Source organism: Tunturiibacter gelidiferens, from assembly GCF_051013345.1.
Lineage (GTDB): Bacteria > Acidobacteriota > Terriglobia > Terriglobales > Acidobacteriaceae > Edaphobacter > Edaphobacter gelidiferens_A.
Genome location: NZ_CP132939.1, coordinates 161,003 through 176,501, shown reverse-complemented (window position 1 = coordinate 176,501; position 15,499 = coordinate 161,003). Strand labels below are relative to the sequence as shown.

General features: G+C 55.5%; 13 protein-coding genes and 3 pseudogenes. 8 read left to right on the top strand and 8 right to left on the bottom strand.

Annotated features, from left to right (window positions below; genetic code table 11):
* Positions 1-300 precede the first annotated feature (300 nt).
* Both RBB80_RS00865 and RBB80_RS00860 read left to right on the top strand, forming a co-directional pair.
* Complete coding sequence (locus RBB80_RS00865; protein WP_433966485.1) at positions 301-1,746, top strand: NAD-dependent succinate-semialdehyde dehydrogenase; 1,446 nt, start codon at positions 301-303, stop codon at positions 1,744-1,746.
* 170 nt (positions 1,747-1,916) lie between these two features.
* Positions 1,917-2,552 (top strand): UbiX family flavin prenyltransferase, encoded by a 636-nt coding sequence (locus RBB80_RS00860; protein WP_433966484.1) that lies wholly within the window; start codon positions 1,917-1,919, stop codon positions 2,550-2,552.
* Here the strand turns inward: RBB80_RS00860 and RBB80_RS00855 are convergent.
* The 5 genes from RBB80_RS00855 to RBB80_RS00835 form a co-directional block, all read right to left on the bottom strand.
* A complete protein-coding gene (locus tag RBB80_RS00855) occupies positions 2,454-2,714 on the bottom strand; it encodes an SEC-C metal-binding domain-containing protein (protein WP_433966483.1) in 261 nt (86 codons plus the stop codon). The genes RBB80_RS00860 and RBB80_RS00855 overlap by 99 nt on opposite strands.
* A gap of 184 nt (positions 2,715-2,898) precedes the next feature.
* Positions 2,899-3,372 (bottom strand): hypothetical protein, encoded by a 474-nt coding sequence (locus tag RBB80_RS00850; RefSeq protein ID WP_433966482.1) that lies wholly within the window; start codon positions 3,370-3,372, stop codon positions 2,899-2,901.
* 732 nt (positions 3,373-4,104) lie between these two features.
* Positions 4,105-4,770 (bottom strand): class II aldolase/adducin family protein, encoded by a 666-nt coding sequence (locus RBB80_RS00845; RefSeq protein ID WP_433966481.1) that lies wholly within the window; start codon positions 4,768-4,770, stop codon positions 4,105-4,107.
* 269 nt (positions 4,771-5,039) lie between these two features.
* The gene (locus tag RBB80_RS00840) at positions 5,040-5,843 is read right to left on the bottom strand and encodes a radical SAM protein (RefSeq protein WP_433964535.1); all 804 of its coding nucleotides are present in this window, start codon (positions 5,841-5,843) and stop codon (positions 5,040-5,042) included.
* Positions 5,844-7,025: 1,182 nt separating this feature from the next.
* Positions 7,026-7,985, bottom strand: a complete 960-nt coding sequence (locus RBB80_RS00835) for an IS5 family transposase (protein WP_433964127.1) — start codon at positions 7,983-7,985, stop codon at positions 7,026-7,028.
* A gap of 1,206 nt (positions 7,986-9,191) precedes the next feature.
* On the opposite strand from RBB80_RS00835, the gene fdhA reads away from it, so the two are divergent.
* The 3 genes and pseudogenes from fdhA (at position 9,192) to RBB80_RS00820 (ending at position 11,505) form a co-directional block, all read left to right on the top strand.
* Positions 9,192-10,352 carry a formaldehyde dehydrogenase, glutathione-independent gene (gene fdhA / locus RBB80_RS00830; RefSeq protein WP_433966480.1) on the top strand — a complete coding sequence of 387 codons (1,161 nt, stop codon included), beginning with the start codon at positions 9,192-9,194 and terminating at the stop codon, positions 10,350-10,352.
* Positions 10,353-10,458: 106 nt separating this feature from the next.
* Positions 10,459-10,976 (top strand): annotated as a pseudogene (locus RBB80_RS00825) (IS110 family transposase); the annotation flags it as partial.
* Positions 10,977-11,253: 277 nt separating this feature from the next.
* Positions 11,254-11,505, top strand: coding sequence for a hypothetical protein (locus RBB80_RS00820; RefSeq protein ID WP_433970122.1), 252 nt, complete (start codon positions 11,254-11,256; stop codon positions 11,503-11,505).
* A gap of 58 nt (positions 11,506-11,563) precedes the next feature.
* Here the strand turns inward: RBB80_RS00820 and RBB80_RS00815 are convergent.
* A pseudogene (locus RBB80_RS00815) lies at positions 11,564-11,695 on the bottom strand (transposase); the annotation flags it as partial.
* Positions 11,646-11,840, bottom strand: coding sequence for a hypothetical protein (locus tag RBB80_RS00810; RefSeq protein WP_433966479.1), 195 nt, complete (start codon positions 11,838-11,840; stop codon positions 11,646-11,648). The gene RBB80_RS00810 and the pseudogene RBB80_RS00815, both read right to left, overlap by 50 nt.
* Before the next feature lie 37 nt (positions 11,841-11,877).
* Here RBB80_RS00810 and RBB80_RS00805 point away from each other — a divergent pair.
* A pseudogene (locus RBB80_RS00805) lies at positions 11,878-12,210 on the top strand (IS110 family transposase); the annotation flags it as partial.
* Here RBB80_RS00805 and RBB80_RS00800 read toward each other — a convergent pair.
* Positions 12,136-12,348: a hypothetical protein gene (locus RBB80_RS00800; protein ID WP_433966478.1), complete on the bottom strand. Its 213-nt coding sequence runs from the start codon at positions 12,346-12,348 to the stop codon at positions 12,136-12,138. The pseudogene RBB80_RS00805 and the gene RBB80_RS00800 overlap by 75 nt on opposite strands.
* Positions 12,349-13,027: 679 nt before the next feature.
* Between RBB80_RS00800 and RBB80_RS00795 the strand changes: the two genes are divergently transcribed.
* Together RBB80_RS00795 and RBB80_RS00790 are read left to right on the top strand one after the other, a co-directional pair.
* Positions 13,028-13,690, top strand: a complete 663-nt coding sequence (locus RBB80_RS00795; RefSeq protein ID WP_433966477.1) for a sulfatase-like hydrolase/transferase — start codon at positions 13,028-13,030, stop codon at positions 13,688-13,690.
* On the top strand, positions 13,642-14,967 hold the full coding sequence (locus RBB80_RS00790; protein WP_433970036.1) for a sulfatase-like hydrolase/transferase: 1,326 nt from the start codon (positions 13,642-13,644) through the stop codon (positions 14,965-14,967). Before RBB80_RS00795 ends, RBB80_RS00790 begins: the two co-directional genes overlap by 49 nt.
* Positions 14,968-15,499 lie beyond the last annotated feature (532 nt).

Here is a 15,499-nt window from a genome sequence, read left to right as displayed (position 1 = left end):
CATGAGGTAATAACTTAGACCAAATAAATTTTGGGGCATTAGTTTATGTAAGAGATGCTTAGCATGACTGCGTGGATTCGGAACATGGCTAAGGCAACTAGGCATAGGCCGATCCCACAAGCACGCGGGATTTTGTCAGCAGACTCAATAGTAGAATAATATGGGCTATCTACTGACGCTCGGCTGGGAGCACTCCTTTTGGACGAGGAAGCGATTGCGGCCTTTCTGTCTGGGCGGTGCGATTGACATCGCTCCAATCATAAAGGTATAAGATTACACCATGAAAGTAAGCTGAACGCGATGTGCCACCTCGATGTCTATTCGAAGTCGATCGAAGCCTCTTCCAACTTCCTCAAAACCACTGAACTGGAGACGTTTTTCATGCCGATTGCATCCATTAACCCCTGCAACGGGGAGACACTTCAGGTGTTCGAACCGCTGACACCGGACCAATTGAGTGACAAGATCGAGGCGGCGGCGGTCGCCTTCCAGAGCTATCGGAGTTCGACATTCGTAAGTCGGGCGCAGCGCATGGTGCGTGCCGCCGAGGTGCTGGAGCGAGACAGGGAGAAGCTCGCGGAACTGATGACCCTTGAGATGGGCAAGCCTCTAATCTCCTCGGTGCATGAGATAGAGAAGTGCGCCTTGGTGTGCCGGTACTATGCTCAACACGCGGAGCGTTACCTGGCTGATGAGGTGATCGAGACCCACGCGACAAAGAGCTTCGTGCGCTATCAGCCGTTAGGTCCGGTGCTTGCAATCATGCCGTGGAACTATCCGTTATGGCAGGTGATTCGGTTTCTCGCTCCTGCGCTGATGGCGGGGAACACGGGGCTGCTGAAACATGCATCGAACGTTCCGCAGTGCGCACTCGAGATCGAACGGATCTTTCTCGAGGCCGGATTCGAGGAAGGGATATTTCAGACCCTGCTGATCGGACCGGAGCTAGTGGATGGGATGCTTGGGGACGGCCGCATTGTCGCAGCGACGATTACGGGAAGCGAAGAGGCTGGGATCAAGGTCGCAGTGGGAGCAGCCAGACGCATCAAGAAGGTGGTGCTGGAGTTGGGAGGCAGCGACCCGTTTATCGTTATGCCCACGGCAGATCTAGATATGGCCGTTAAGATGGGAGTGCGGGCCCGAACCCTGAATAACGGTCAATCGTGCATTGCCGCAAAGCGCTTTATCGTTGCGGAGAAGGTCGCCGACGAATTTGAGGGTATGTTTGTCGCCGCCATGAAGGCCTTGATCGTTGGGGACCCGCTCGACGCGGCCACCGATGTCGGTCCTTTGGCTACCGCGGGGAGTGTTCGCAGGCTTCACGCCGACGTAACCAAGACGCTCGAGGCGGGAGGGCGTGCTCTTGCTGGTGCTGTGCCGCTCGATCGACCAGGCTTCTTCTACGCTCCTACGGTTCTAACGGATATTCCACCCGATTCGCCGGCGTACTGCGAAGAGTTCTTCGGGCCGGTCGCGTCTCTGTTCCGCGTCAAAAATATCGACCACGCAATACGGGTTGCAAACGATACGCGCTTCGGGCTGGGAGCAAGCGCCTGGACCAGTGACGCGACGGAGCGAGAGCGGTTCGTGAACGAACTCGACGCCGGAATGGTTTTCATCAACAGCATGGTGGTTTCAGATCCCCGCCTTCCGTTCGGGGGAATCAAGATGTCCGGATATGGCCGAGAGCTTGCGGTCCATGGGATTCGTGAGTTCGTGAATGCCAAAACGGTCTGGATTCAATGAATCAAGGTACGATAGACCGACTTTGAGCACCTTCCGGCTAGCGTTTCCCAAAGGTTCGCCAAAGCCGTTTTCTCCCAACAGCGTTCATCGACACCGGTTGCAGAGTGCTTTCGGAAGCGGCATATTCGGTACTTAGAAATAGACATGCTGCACAGTAGAAAGGATTTCGAATGAAGCGCATGGTTGTTGCAATTACGGGTGCATCCGGGGCGATCTATGGCGTGCGTGCGTTGGAGGTCCTGCGTGCGATGGATGATATGGAGGTCCACCTTGTGATCTCCCCCTCGGCTGCGCGCACGCTGCGGGAAGAGACAGATTTTACGATTGAGGACGTTCGAGGCCTTGCTCACGCGGCACACGACCACAAGAACATCGGTGCGTCGATTGCAAGCGGCTCATTCAAGACGGAGGGGATGATCGTCGCTCCATGCTCGGTAAAGACTCTGAGCGGGATAGCGAATTGCTACGACGAGGATCTAGTGATCCGGGCGGCGGACGTCTGCCTGAAGGAGCGCCGCCGCGTGGTCCTGCTATTCCGGGAGACGCCTTTACACGCGGGGCACATTTCACTTATGGACCAAGCGACGCGGATGGGAGCGATTGTCATGCCTCCGACACCATCCTTCTACAATCGTCCCACGAAGATCGACGATATTGTGAATCAGAGCGTTGGACGATTGTTGGACCTGTTCGGACTGAGTAACGATCTAGTCTCGAGGTGGACGGGAACCAGCGGGCGCCCAGAAGGCGCACGGAGGACGGATGATGCGCGTTCTGCCGAACCCCTTGCTCGCAATGGCGAGTAGGTATGTACCCGGGAATCCTACGAGAGAAACGCGCTGCTCCGTCGCGTCAAGTGGAACGTTGCTCTCTATACTTGCGGTGCTATTCAGAACTGAGCTATGGCACCGTTTGTACTTCAGCTTGCTTCCGCAGGGGCAATCATCGTTCCGTCCGACTTTCGACATCAGTCGATCCTACCTCTCTTCGATGTGTCTAACAGGGTATAGCCTAATTGGGGATCGTTTGCGCTCGATTTTGCTGCCGAAATAGGGTCTCAAATCGATTATTTAGGTGTTTTCTAATATAGATAGGACCCTTTCTGGACGTTATGTTGGCTATGATTTGCTTTACGGTTGGCGGAAAGTGGTGTCATCGCGCCAAACGCTGCTCCTCCCATCCTAGGGAAAGATCCTTCGTAAGAACGGACACGGTGAGCAAGGGTGAGTGATTTCCAGCGAGGATCGCTTCATAGAGCTTCGGAGACAACGCTGCCAATCGAAGAATTCGCGAGGCGTAGCGTTTGTTGAGGCTCGCTTTTGCGGCAAGTTCTTCCAAGTTCCTTACCTTCCCGGCGACTATCCACTCTGACCACGTTCTCGCCTGGACCACAGCGCGCACCAGGGAAGCGATTGGGGCGTCGCTCTTGCACTCTCCGTTTGAAAGGATTAATTTGACTGCGCTACCGCGTCGTGCGACCGATATCGGTTCATGCAGCTGTATCTCGGCAGAGGAATCGGCTGAAAGAACCTCGCCGAGCAAGTCTTTGCAGAGTTCCGCGTGGCTCAAGAAGATGCACAACTCATTGTTGTCAACAACTACTCTCTTAACGATCCGGGAGATCAAGTCTCGTGTGTTTGCGTGCGCAATCTCTGAGAGTTGAGCAGAGCGATGCTTCGCGGCTGAGGTCAACAAGCGCAGTTCCCGAACGTCTAGCGTTGTGAAATGCCCTCTTAACCGTGGGGAGTCTTCAAGAAAAGAACCAATTGAAGAGACAACACGGCTCTCCAATTCGTCCGCAGGCAGGCGTTTGAGGATGTTCACCGATGAACCGCGGCCAGATCCGGTGAAGATGTAGTAAAAGTAAGGTCTCCCCTCTTCGCTGCATGGGTCGGTGTATAACTTTGGCCATCTGAAGTCAATAATTTCCCATGCAATGATGAGACAGATCTGAGAGGTGAGCCAACCGCCTTCAGGGCTCCGACCACCTCTGAATGCTTGTTCTCTTAGATCTGGACCTTTAGTTCATCCAAGCTCAATTGAGCACCCCAGGGGTTGAAACCGAGATTGTCCAGCTGTCTATTTCTAGCTTTGACTATGTCCCAAAAGGCCTTGTTCCTGGCATTGATCATCCGAGAGTTTTCAGTTTGGCTATCTTCTTCCGGTTCTGATGCTCCAAATGTCCAGTACGGTCCGCTAGGTGAAGCTGAGCCCATGACTTATGCCTCTAAATTTCGATCGATGGTGTCTGAAACAAACGCCCGCGAAAAAACTTGGGCTTTGAAACTCCTGCGAGTAAACTCCAAGCCAGTGTTGCATCGACCCGTTGAGACCGCCCCGTATTTGGGGAACTACGAGCTAAATTGCGTTCTGCAGGTACCTGGTCTTTGCATCACGAAGCTGCTTGACTTGTTCATGCTTCAGGATACGAGGAGCGCCAAGTTGATGTGCGACGAGCGCGATCTGTGCCAGATGCTCGACAGTCTCCATCTTCTGGAAGGCTTGGAGCAGGGTGCTACCGTAGCTGACTGCGCCATGGTTGGCCATAAGGATGGCGTCATGGTCTGGGATGAAAGCGACGAGACTAGCTGCCACCTCTTCGGTCCCCGTTGTTGCGTAGGTTGCTAAAGGGACTACTCCGAGAGTCATAACAGCCTCCTGACAGAGCATCTCGTCCAGTCCTCGGCCGACACAGGCGAAGGCCGTCGCGATCGGAGGATGAGAATGAATGACCGCTGTGACATCGTCTCGGTGATGGTAGACGGCAAGATGCATGCTGACTTCGCTTGTGACCTTCCTCGATCCCTCCAACTGTCTCTCTTGGAGATCGACGATGACCATGTCGGCTGACCTCAACAGAAACTTGCTGACGCCGGTGGGAGTAACTAACAGACGCAGGTCATCCAGTCGAACGGAAAGATTGCCCGACGTCCCCGGCATAAACCCCAGACGATGGAGCATTCCGCTGAATCGGACTAGATCTCGCCTCAACTCGACTTCGGTCCGGCATTCGATTTCTACCAATGTTGGATCCTTTCTGTTGCGCGGCAATATCCATTTGCCTGTTCGAGGTTAAAGTATCTTGAAGGGTGTCGGTCCGGCAGCAAGGACTGGCTTTGGCGATAAGGCGTTTTGGAGTTTGCGCCAGCCTTTTCCGAAACGGTCAGAGGCCATGAAGATTCGGCCAGCGGTAAGGGGTCCCAATATCTTGTAATGACCGACGGCCGCCAGACCCATCGAAGCAATGCAGCCGCACTGATGACAATCAGGCGCTCCCCCAAACTGACAGGGTGTTATCTGCGTGGTGAGGTCGGCAGAGATGGTCTTCGTGGTCCTGGCAAAGATACATTCGGCGGGATTTTTGGAGGAGAAGCGATCTCCTTGATCACGGAGTCAGGCATGTCCAGCATGGGATACTTCAGACGCAATCGTCTCAGTTCTGCGATAGTCGAAGCTCTCTGTGAGGGCGTAAGAATCTCCGGGTCGGTGGCACCGATCTGTGGCGTGAAGAGGCTGAACCACACCTTTGCGATCTCCGGGCGGCGGCCCCAGAAGTGAAGGAACTCATCAAGGTAGCCGGGGCGTTCTGCGATTTGCGACGTAATGGTGCAATGGACCGTTACCCTTGCGCCCGCGATGTTCTTGAGAATGCGTTCGTACGTGGCGGGTTTGCGTCTTTCGTCATGTTCCGGTTGAAGTCCATCGATCGACACCACGACATTAAGCTTCTTGAACTTTTTCCAAGCGGCGGGGACGGCCCGGAAGGCGCTCGTAACGACCTGGGTATGCACTCCACGGCGTTCGATCTGTGGCAAAAGCAGTTCAAGCTCGCGGTAGCGCACGAGCGGATCGCCTCCCACGAGGGAGACATGAAGCGGCCGGTGCTCCTCGATGACAGCGAGCACTCTCTTTACCAATTCGTCTCCCTTGAAGTCGGAGAGTTGGCGAAGCTGGGTCGCGCCTCCTAGATGGGCCGCGTCGAACGCATAACAACCAGGGCAGCTCAGAGGGCACTCTTTGGTGATTTCGATGGAAAGGGAAGGTGCGGAACCGGCAAGGATTCTGGCCCATGCGTGGAAGACTTCGGACTTTTTCATGATCTCTCCAAAAACGAATCGCAAATGCGACTGGTTTTGCATTAGCGGACGCGAGGGACTCGGAACGAGCCATCCTCCGTGCTTGGCAGGCGGAGAGAGATCAGACTTGAATGGGCAGGTTATATCGGCATAGTGCGCTGCTGGACTGGGGCCCGGCGTCGGAGCGCGCGATCAAACTCCATGCGATCGCCACTGCCCGTGGATTTGGGTCTTCAAAGGCAGGCGATAGCCATCTCCGAACAGCAAGAAGGAGAGTGACATTCTGCCGACGCTGGTTTAGGAGAACGAGGACGAGCGAAAAAATTGTTAGAAGCGCGAGAAGACCAAGCTCGCAATCCTGGCCGCCACGGAGAAATCTATCGAGTTGGCAGAAATACTCGGTCCACGGCATAACGAAGATCAGGATAGCCGTGAATAGAATGAGTAGGCGGCCTACCAGGGCATAGCCCTGAGAGATGCCATCGATAGGCGCCATTATCGTGGAGGTATGCTTCAATCTGCCTCTCGATCTGATCGATCATGCACCATCATCATCGGTACTGAGTAAAGTTGGATGCAAACCGGAAGGGGCAAGCTTCTCTCCCAAGTGGTGCGGTTTTAGTCTCAAATAAAAGAGTTAGCCTAAAGAGCTAGCCCGATTTGCCCTCTGCCGATTCGGTATCCGCTTTTGTTGAGATGCATTTTGCAAGTTCGAGACTTATCGGGCGCCCTGGTGTGGTCGAAGTTGCCGCAAACCCCTGCCAGCTCAACCGGTCGATGCAACACTATCTAATCAGCTGATCCACAGATGCTTACTCTGAAGAATCGATCTGTTTGGCTGATGTGGCCAAACCTAGCCAGGGTAAGGTTCCGGCTGATCTAACTCTAGCCAGCGCATTTAGCTTTTGTTTTCAATGAATGCGGGTCTGAGCTGAGTGTTGCGTCGACCCATTGAGACCACCCCGTTTTCCGTGCACGACTAAAGTAGGCTTAGTAAGCCATTGAAGGATGATGCACTCGAGTGAGGCATCGGATTCGTTATACTGCCTCTGTGAGGAATTGCCTAAGGAACCTCTGCGTAGGCGTCTGACTTTCTGGGGTCAGGGAGTGGGCATGGAAGATGCGCGGGTTTTGGTTGGTTTGATGCTGTTGGAGGGCTAATTGGAACGCGCATCCGCCCGTTTTCCGGGGCTTCCAGGCGCACTACTGCCCAAGGACTGCCAGACGTTTGCGGTGCAGGTACAGGTTCACCAGCGCGAAGTTCGCGCACAGGCGGTGATGGTTCTTCGCGATGCCTCTGTATCTCACTTTGTCGAAGCCGAAGATGCGCTTCAGGATCCGGAACGGATGTTCTACCTTGGCCCGCACCCTCGACTTACTCCGGTTCTTCTTTTTCTGTAACTCGTCGACATAGTTTTTGAACTTCGTCCGCTTGCAGGTCATGTCCTGTGCCTTCGGAGCGGCCTCTTGGATGGCGTCGGTCTGGCCCTGATAGCCGCCGTCGCCCCACACCTTACGCTCTTGGCCGTGCAGCAGTTCCGGTAACATGTGGCAGTCCGCCACGCTGGCTGCGCTCGTCGCCACAGAGTGGACGATGCCCTCCCTCGCGTCCACGCCGATATGCGCCTTCAGGCCGAAGTACCACTGGTTGCCCTTCCTGGTCTGGTGCATCGCCGGGTCGCGCTCGCCACTCGCGTTCTGGGTCGACGAAGGCGCATGCAGGATGGTCGCATCGACAATCGTGCCCGTCGCGATCCGGATGCCCCTGGCATCCAGATGCACGTTCACCGCATCCAGCATCAACCCGCCCAGCTCGTGCCTCTCCAGCAGATGACGGAACCGCAGGATGGTCGTCTCATCCGGCGCAGGCGCAATCCCAAGGTCCACGCCAACGAACCGCCGCAGCGCCGCAGACTCGTACAACGCCTCTTCCACCCCAGGGTCCGACAGATTGAACCACTGCTGCACAAAGTAAGTCCGCAGCATGATCGCCAACCCTACCGGCTGCCGTCCCTTGCCCGCCTTCGCATAGTGCGGTCGTACCAGGGCTTCCAGCGCAGACCATGGAACCACCTGCTCCATCTCGTCCAGAAACAACTCCCGCCGACTCTTCCGCCCGTACTTCTCAAACACACCCTGACTCGACAGACTCTGCTGCTTCATCGCAATCTCCTCGCAGCTATCAGATTAATCAATCAGGCAAGCGATGCAGAACTTGTGCAGACTCTCCCTAAAAGCATTCGCCGGAGTTCTACTGGTTGTAATGGTCGTGAGCCTTGTGTTCTCCCTACTAGGTCCTCATGATTTTCAGCATTTAGGCGCCGTCGCATTCCTCTTCGCCTTAGTGCCTATCTTTCTGTTCGGGTTGATCGCGCTGCGTGAGGTCTCAACCTTCTGGTTGTCCGCGAGCTATTTACCAATCGATCCAGATAGTAACCGCCCCAAGCTATTCCAGCTTCCCCCACCCCTCAATAGCTAAAATGCGCCTCTGATTCGTGTCCGTCGGAAGCTTTGCCTTCCGACGGCTCCCCCGGTGCCGCAAATTTCTAGCTAACTATGAGGCTTCGCATGGATTTCGACCTGCTCCTGTTGGCGGAGTTGTACCTATTTTGCATTTTTGTTGCGTCTGCCTTTGTCTTTCAACGTCTTCGCTGGAGATACAGGAAGCAGCGTGGGAAGAACGATCTTGGCTTTTATCCAAGCTCTACGTCCTTAGGAAATGCACTCCATCAAATTAAAAGCATTGCTGAACCGCCTGTGAAGCACGTAATCGTGGAAACCATGGATGGGGATGATCCAGATGAGCAGGAGTCCCGTGATCAACGATCCCAGAAGGCATTTACTGAAACAGGCCGAACGTATCAGGAGGGGCGAACATCTAGAGCGGCTGACAGGGAGAGTGCATAGACGTTGATGAACAGCCACCACACGTCGAGTCACCATACTGCAGCTGGCCAAGCTCCTGGATCTGTCGATTGTACCGCTTGATCTTCAGCGTCATCTCCGCGATCTGCTCGATCACCAGGCCGAAACCCTTTACTTCGATGTCTCAGAAGTTCTAGATGACTGGCATTGGGTCAAGATGAGCAAACTCGACGAAGGTCTTCGCGTTCGCATATGTATCCCGGCAAAGACTGTTTCAGGACTATATATCGGAATATAGGGGCATCTGAGATTTGGGACTGCCAGGATGCCTAGCATGCGAGCCATTTCGCTCGGGTAAGGGCATTCCTGGTTCATCTGCTTTCCCGAAGCATCCAAGCTTAAGGTGTCCGGCCAGGTCGCGCTGCAACCGCAGCCGAGCATCGCCGGATTAATTCTTATCGCAACGCAACCCGCACTTGCTCTAGCAGCAGAAAAGGATTCTTTATGGTCTCCAATCGCGGAGTGGTCTTTCTCGGACCGAACCACGTCGAAATTCAATCCATCGACTATCCCAAGCTCGAAAATCCGAACGGTAAGAAGATCAATCATGGAGTTATTCTCAAAGTTGTTTCCACCAACATCTGCGGTTCCGACCAGCATATGGTCCGAGGTCGGACGACTGCTCCGACTGGCATGGTCCTTGGTCACGAGATCACAGGAGAAGTCGTAGAACTTGGGGCCGACGTCGAGTACATCAAGATGGGCGATCTCGTCACCGTCCCGTTCAACGTTGCATGCGGCCGCTGTCGCACCTGTAGGGCTCAGGAGACGGGCGTATGCCTGAATGTGAATCCTGGCCGGGCCGGTGGAGCATACGGCTACGTCGACATGGGGGGCTGGGTAGGCGGTCAAGCGGAATACGTCATGGTGCCTTACGCTGATTTCAATCTGATTCCATTTCCTGATAATGCCCAGGCCATGGAGAAGATAAGGGATCTCACGATGCTGACCGATATCCTTCCTACTGGCTTTCACGGGGCAGTCAATGCAGGCGTCGGCGTCGGTTCAACTGTCTATGTTGCCGGGGCCGGTCCCGTTGGCATGGCCGCAGCCGCATCGGCCTATATTCTTGGTGCCGCCGTCGTCATGGTCGGCGATATGAACCCTGAGCGGCTGGCTCATGCCAAGTCGGTCGGTTACGAGCCTATCGATTTGACCAAAGACGCCTCTCTCGAAGATCAGATCGCCCAGATCGTGGGGCAGCCCGAAGTAGACGCGGCCATCGACGCAGTCGGCTTCGAGGCAAGGTCGCACGGCCAGCACGGAGAAGAGGCGCCTGCAACCGTCCTCAACTCCCTCATGACGATCACGCGAGCCGCTGGCTCTATCGGCATTCCTGGCCTTTACGTCACCGAAGATCCGGGCGCTAAAGAGAAGGCAGCAAAGACCGGGAATCTGAGCATGAGGTTCGGACTCGGCTGGGCGAAATCGCACCGTTTCTATACCGGTCAAACTCCCGTGCTCAAATACAACCGGCAGCTAATGCAGGCGATTCTCCACGATCGGCTTCCGATCGCGAGAATCGTAAATGCAACGGTCATCAGCCTCGACGATGCTCCTCAGGGATACAAGGACTTCGATAAGGGGCTGCGAAGAAGTTCGTGATCGATCCACATGGTTTGATCCCGAAGTCAGCCTAGTACCCGACCGGGCACACAGATCCAGCGTGGAAGGATCTGTGTGCCCGGCAGGTTGGTGTCTCGTCGGCACGATGACGCTACGCATGCGCAACCTCGTCAGCCTGCTCTGGAGCGAGTGGAAGGATCTGGAGCAGCAGATCGTTGCGATGAACGTGGAGGTTGAACAGATCGCCTCTTCCGATCCAGCCTGCCAGCGACTCAGACAGATCCCGGGTATTGGGCCTCTGGTTGCAACCGCGATCGTAGCGGCGATCGGCAACGGAGCGGCCTTTCATAAGGGCCGGGAGTTCTCCTCCTGGCTGGGACTTGTGCCGCGACAGCACTCGACCGGCGGCAAGATCAGACTCTTCGGCATCAGCAAGCGCGGCAACAGCTATCTGAGGAAGCTGCTTGTGCATGGTGCCCGATCCGCCGTCCTCCGCGTCAAGCGAGAACGATCGCCGTTCAGTCCCTGGCTTAACGCTCTTGAGCGCCGGTCCCCGGTCAAGGTAGTGATCACAGCCGCAGCTAACAAGCTCGCCGTATCGCGTGGGCCGTTCTCTCGAGCGGACAGGACTATCGAGCGGTTCCGGACGCAATGACTGCCTAAGCAAGATTAGCCACCACCGGCATCAAGTTCTCCAACCAAGGTCTGCACTGGATAGCTAAGACGAACGAACAGTTCCCAACGGCGTGCTCGCAACCTGCTCCCGAAAATGGTCTTCCAGGACCGTCCCGTTTATCAGGAAGAGCACGCAGCGTAACTCATCATGCCAGGAGACTCCACTCTCCACCCAAAGGCTGATTAGATAAGGGCGAAGACTCAAGCCGCTCCCGGTAGACTGTGTTTGGTTTAGAGACCATGGTCAGCGGGAGGAGGAGGTCCGATGATCATAGTAGGTTGTGATTTTCATCCTAGCTTTCAACAAATCGCCATGCTCGATACCGAGACTGGAGCAACCGAAGAACACAAGCTGATGCACACGAGCGGAGAAGCCGAAGGCTTCTATCGGAAGCTGGCTTGGCCCGCGATTGTGGGCATTGAAACCGTAGGAAATGATCAGTGGTTCGTGCAGCTGTTGCAGAAGTTGGGTCACGAGGTCTGTGTCGGGGACGCGGCGCAAATTCGTGCCAGCTAAGCACCGATTGAAGATGTTTATTCCTCTGCTTGGAGATCGGCATGCGCTTGATCGTCTCCGCTGAACTTCGCTCTGCACCGCACAGACCGCAGTAACTGACAGCTTGCTTGACCGAGTGAAAGCGAGCTACATCGTCGACCTCAAGCACCCAGGTCAGAGCGGTGATCGGCCCGGCCGCAGGGATCGTCATCAGGCGTTCGACACGAGCATGAAGCAGGGTCACGGCGCAGGGAACGAATCAATGCACTCTCGGTCTTGCCGATCCGCACGATGGTCTCGCGGCAGATCGCCAGCAGCGGCTTCAGCTCGCAGCTGATATCCGGGTTGGTCTCCATCAGTTCCTTGAAGTAGCCGACCTTATGGAGCTTCTTCTATGACCATCTTCTGCCTCATGCTGCAGCCGTGAAGGTGGCGCATCCGCTGATGCTGCGGGCGATCGCAGCGGCCAAGAAGAAGAACGATCGCATCGATGCGAGCAAGATCTGCGACTGTCTTCGATGTGATTTCCTGCCCGAGTGCCACATGGTCTCCGCCGAGGTTCGGGAGCGACGTAGGACGCTACGCTACCGCAAGCTACTGGTCCGGCAGAACGTACAGTTGCGCAACAAGGTCTCACAAATGCTGATGGAGTCAGGCGTGGTTTACAACAAGCATCCATCCGGTAAACATGGTTGCTTCCATGGCCACGGTCCACGGAACTGGTAACGTCTTCACCCAATCGTCGAGCTGTGCTCTAGTCGCAGCAACGGTGCCTTCAGAAAGAACCGTACCACTCACGTCCTTCACGCAATAGCTGATCGTCTCCTTGTGGATGTCTAACCCGATGAAGTGCATACTGGTCACGAGGAGCCTCCTTGGATGTCTCTGAATCAGCAAGTAATCGCTGAGTTCAGCCCTTGTACACCAAGTCCTCCTCAACTCCGCGACTTATCCATCCAAACAATTCGTTCATGTGGAAAGTCACCCACTGGAAATCAGTAAACAGTACGGCGTTTAACGTTAGTAAATCTTGACTGTATTAGAGCTTGATGAGCGCAGTGGACAGTTATCGCCACTGAGATCAGAAGCTATAAGCACGCCGAGGCGGCAAGCTGGTGAACGAACGTTTGTTGACCTCTGAGACGTACGTCGCACAAGACAGCCGATGTTCATTCGATCTTTAACAAGTATTGAATTGACCCCTCTTAGCGCCCAGCGTAGAATTTGCCCGTCGCGTAGGTGATCTTCCCTTGCGACGCTCGTCGGCCCTGGTCTCTGCAGAAATCTATCGCCCCCTTAGATCTCCCAAGAATTTACCGGCTACCTGATTCATTCGACTAAACCGGCGCCTCATCGAGAGCCTTCATCCGCTCTCGAAAAGCTGTCTGCCCCATGCTGCATCCAGCTAAAGAGGTTCTGAACAAGTTCAGGTCAACCATTGTGCAAACTCTCAGTTATCTCCTGTCCGGGTTGCCATACCGGCTCGGGCCTCTCCGAATTTCACTCTCAGCAGCAACGAATTTCATCGATTGGAGGATAGATAATGAAACGCAGAGACTTCCTGAAAACCACCGCCGCCGTCGCAGGCGCCAGTATCGCCACTCGCCTTGGTTTCTCTCAAAACATCACCGAACCAGGAGCCAAGCCCAACATCCTCTTCATCCTCGTCGACGAGTTGCGATGGCCAACCGTCTTCCCCATCGGCGTCAACAATGCCGAACACTACTTCAGGCGCTTCATGCCCAACCTCTTCAAACACATCTGGAAGGGCGGCGTAAAGTTCTCCAACTACAACACCGCTGCCTGCGCGTGCACGCCTGCTCGCGGCACCATTATTTCCGGCCTCTACTCCCACCAGAGCTGGCTCAATACCACCATCACCACTGATCCCAACGTTCCGGTCCTTAATCCTGCTTTTCCCACTTACGGCAAGCTCCTTAGGGCGGCGGGCTATACCACGCCATACGTTGGTAAGTGGCACGTCTCCGTCCCCAGCGGGCCCAGCGACACCGATCCCTACGGATTCGCTTGGAACAGCCCACCCGACCCGACCGGGTACAACCTCCAGGGCACCTACGGCGACCCCGCCACCCCCGCCACCCCCAAACCCCACGGTCCCCCCCATACCACAACGACGCCTACACCACCCAGCAGGCCATCGCGTATCTGCAGAACGTCAAGACCACCGATGCCCCATGGTGCCTGACCGTCGGCTATGTCAACCCGCACGACCGCGAGTTCTTCCCCGCCGGCACCGAGTTCCTCACCTTCACCGACCTCTTCGCGGAATATAACGAAAACCACCCAAACGCCCCGCTCAGCCAGTTTATCGACTATACGACCACTCCTCCAATCGTGAACTGGGACACCAACGCGCTCAAATCACCTCCCTTCTTCGGCTATCCCATCCTTCCGCCCAACTGGCAGGACCCCAACCACTATGCCGCAGCCGGAAAACCCACCACGCACACCTACCTTCAGATGTTTTCAGCGGCCATCTGGGGGGACATCAACGCGAACCCGTTTCAGTTGGGATTCAAGGTCCTTCCTTACCCCGTCGGACCCCAAGGGCCCACCGGCTACGGCGTCGGCTACGCGCCGTTCCGCTACTGGCAACGCGGCCTCGACAGCTACACCCAAATCACGAAGATCCTCGATCAACAGATCGGTGACGTCCTCGAGCAGCTCCACGACCTGCCGCAGAGCATCATCGACAACACCGTCATCATCTTCGCCTCCGACCACGGGGAATACAATGGCGCGCACGGCTTCGTGTCGGGCAAGATCGGGACTGTGTACGAGGAGTGCACCCACATCCCGCTCATCGTCATGGACCCCAGCGGCCGCTTTACCGATGACACCCATGTCATCCGCACGGGCCTCTGCTCCTCCGTCGACCTGCTGAACATGTTCGTCACCATAGGCAACAAAGGCGACACAACGTGGCTAACGAAGTTCCCCTATAACCAGATCTACAACAACCGGCACGACATGTACTCCATGCTGAAGTCGCAATTTGCTCCGGGCAGGGACTACCTTCTCTTCGCCACCGACGAGATCGCTCCCAACTTCTTTAACTTCATCGGAGCCCCAACCAACATCATCGGCCTTCGTAAAGAGGGCACCAAGACTGGTGTCTACTCTGACTGGTTGCCTCTCACTACCCATATCGATCCGGTCACCGTACAGCTCGAGTTCTACGACTACTCCACTAAGAATGGTCAGCTCGAGCTCATCAGCGACCCGGACGACCCCCGTGCCAAGGCGGACTTCGTCGAGCTCACAGGTAACTTTATCCCCAACGAACTCGCCGCACCTCTCCCCGGCAGTCCCCTCGATCCCAACTCGCTGCGCTCCCAGCAGCTCAAATCGGAGGCTGCGCACCTCCTCTACCGCGACTTCATCAAGAACCAGCCAAATCCCACTTGGCAGCCCGGCGGCGGCGGATTGCGCAAGTTCCTCGGCTACGGAGGACAATTCTAACGAATCGGCTACACCACACAGACGCGAAGGGAGGCGCTTCTTCCGCGCCTCCCTCTTTCTTTCTGTTCAGCACTTGACGCCTTGAGTAGCCAGCCTCTGGATGGCGCGTAAAATTTCACGATGCCTACTGACATCTTTAGCGTCCCGAGTATGTGGTCCGCGAGCCGGAAGTTGCCGCACTTCTTTCTCAATTGTTGATAAATCGCCGACGCATTAGCCAAGGTCGAATCGGTAAGGCTTTAGTCGGCCAGTGTTTACAAATCCAGTCCACCTGGACGTAAACCCGGCTATCCGGAAGTTGACTTTGTACCTCCCGCAAAGTCGAGTTTTGCGGCATGTTTCGGATCCAAGTTTCTCACCCCGTTTTCGAGGAACTTCAGACTGCTGACCTGCTATCGAAACAGCTGTCTCCAGAGTCATCGCGAGCCATAACCCATCGACGGAACAAGTGATGAGAAGCCAGAAACCGACCTGCTTTCCAGCGATGACTACATGCGGTTGGGTGCAGCTGAAATCGCAATGCTCACCAGAG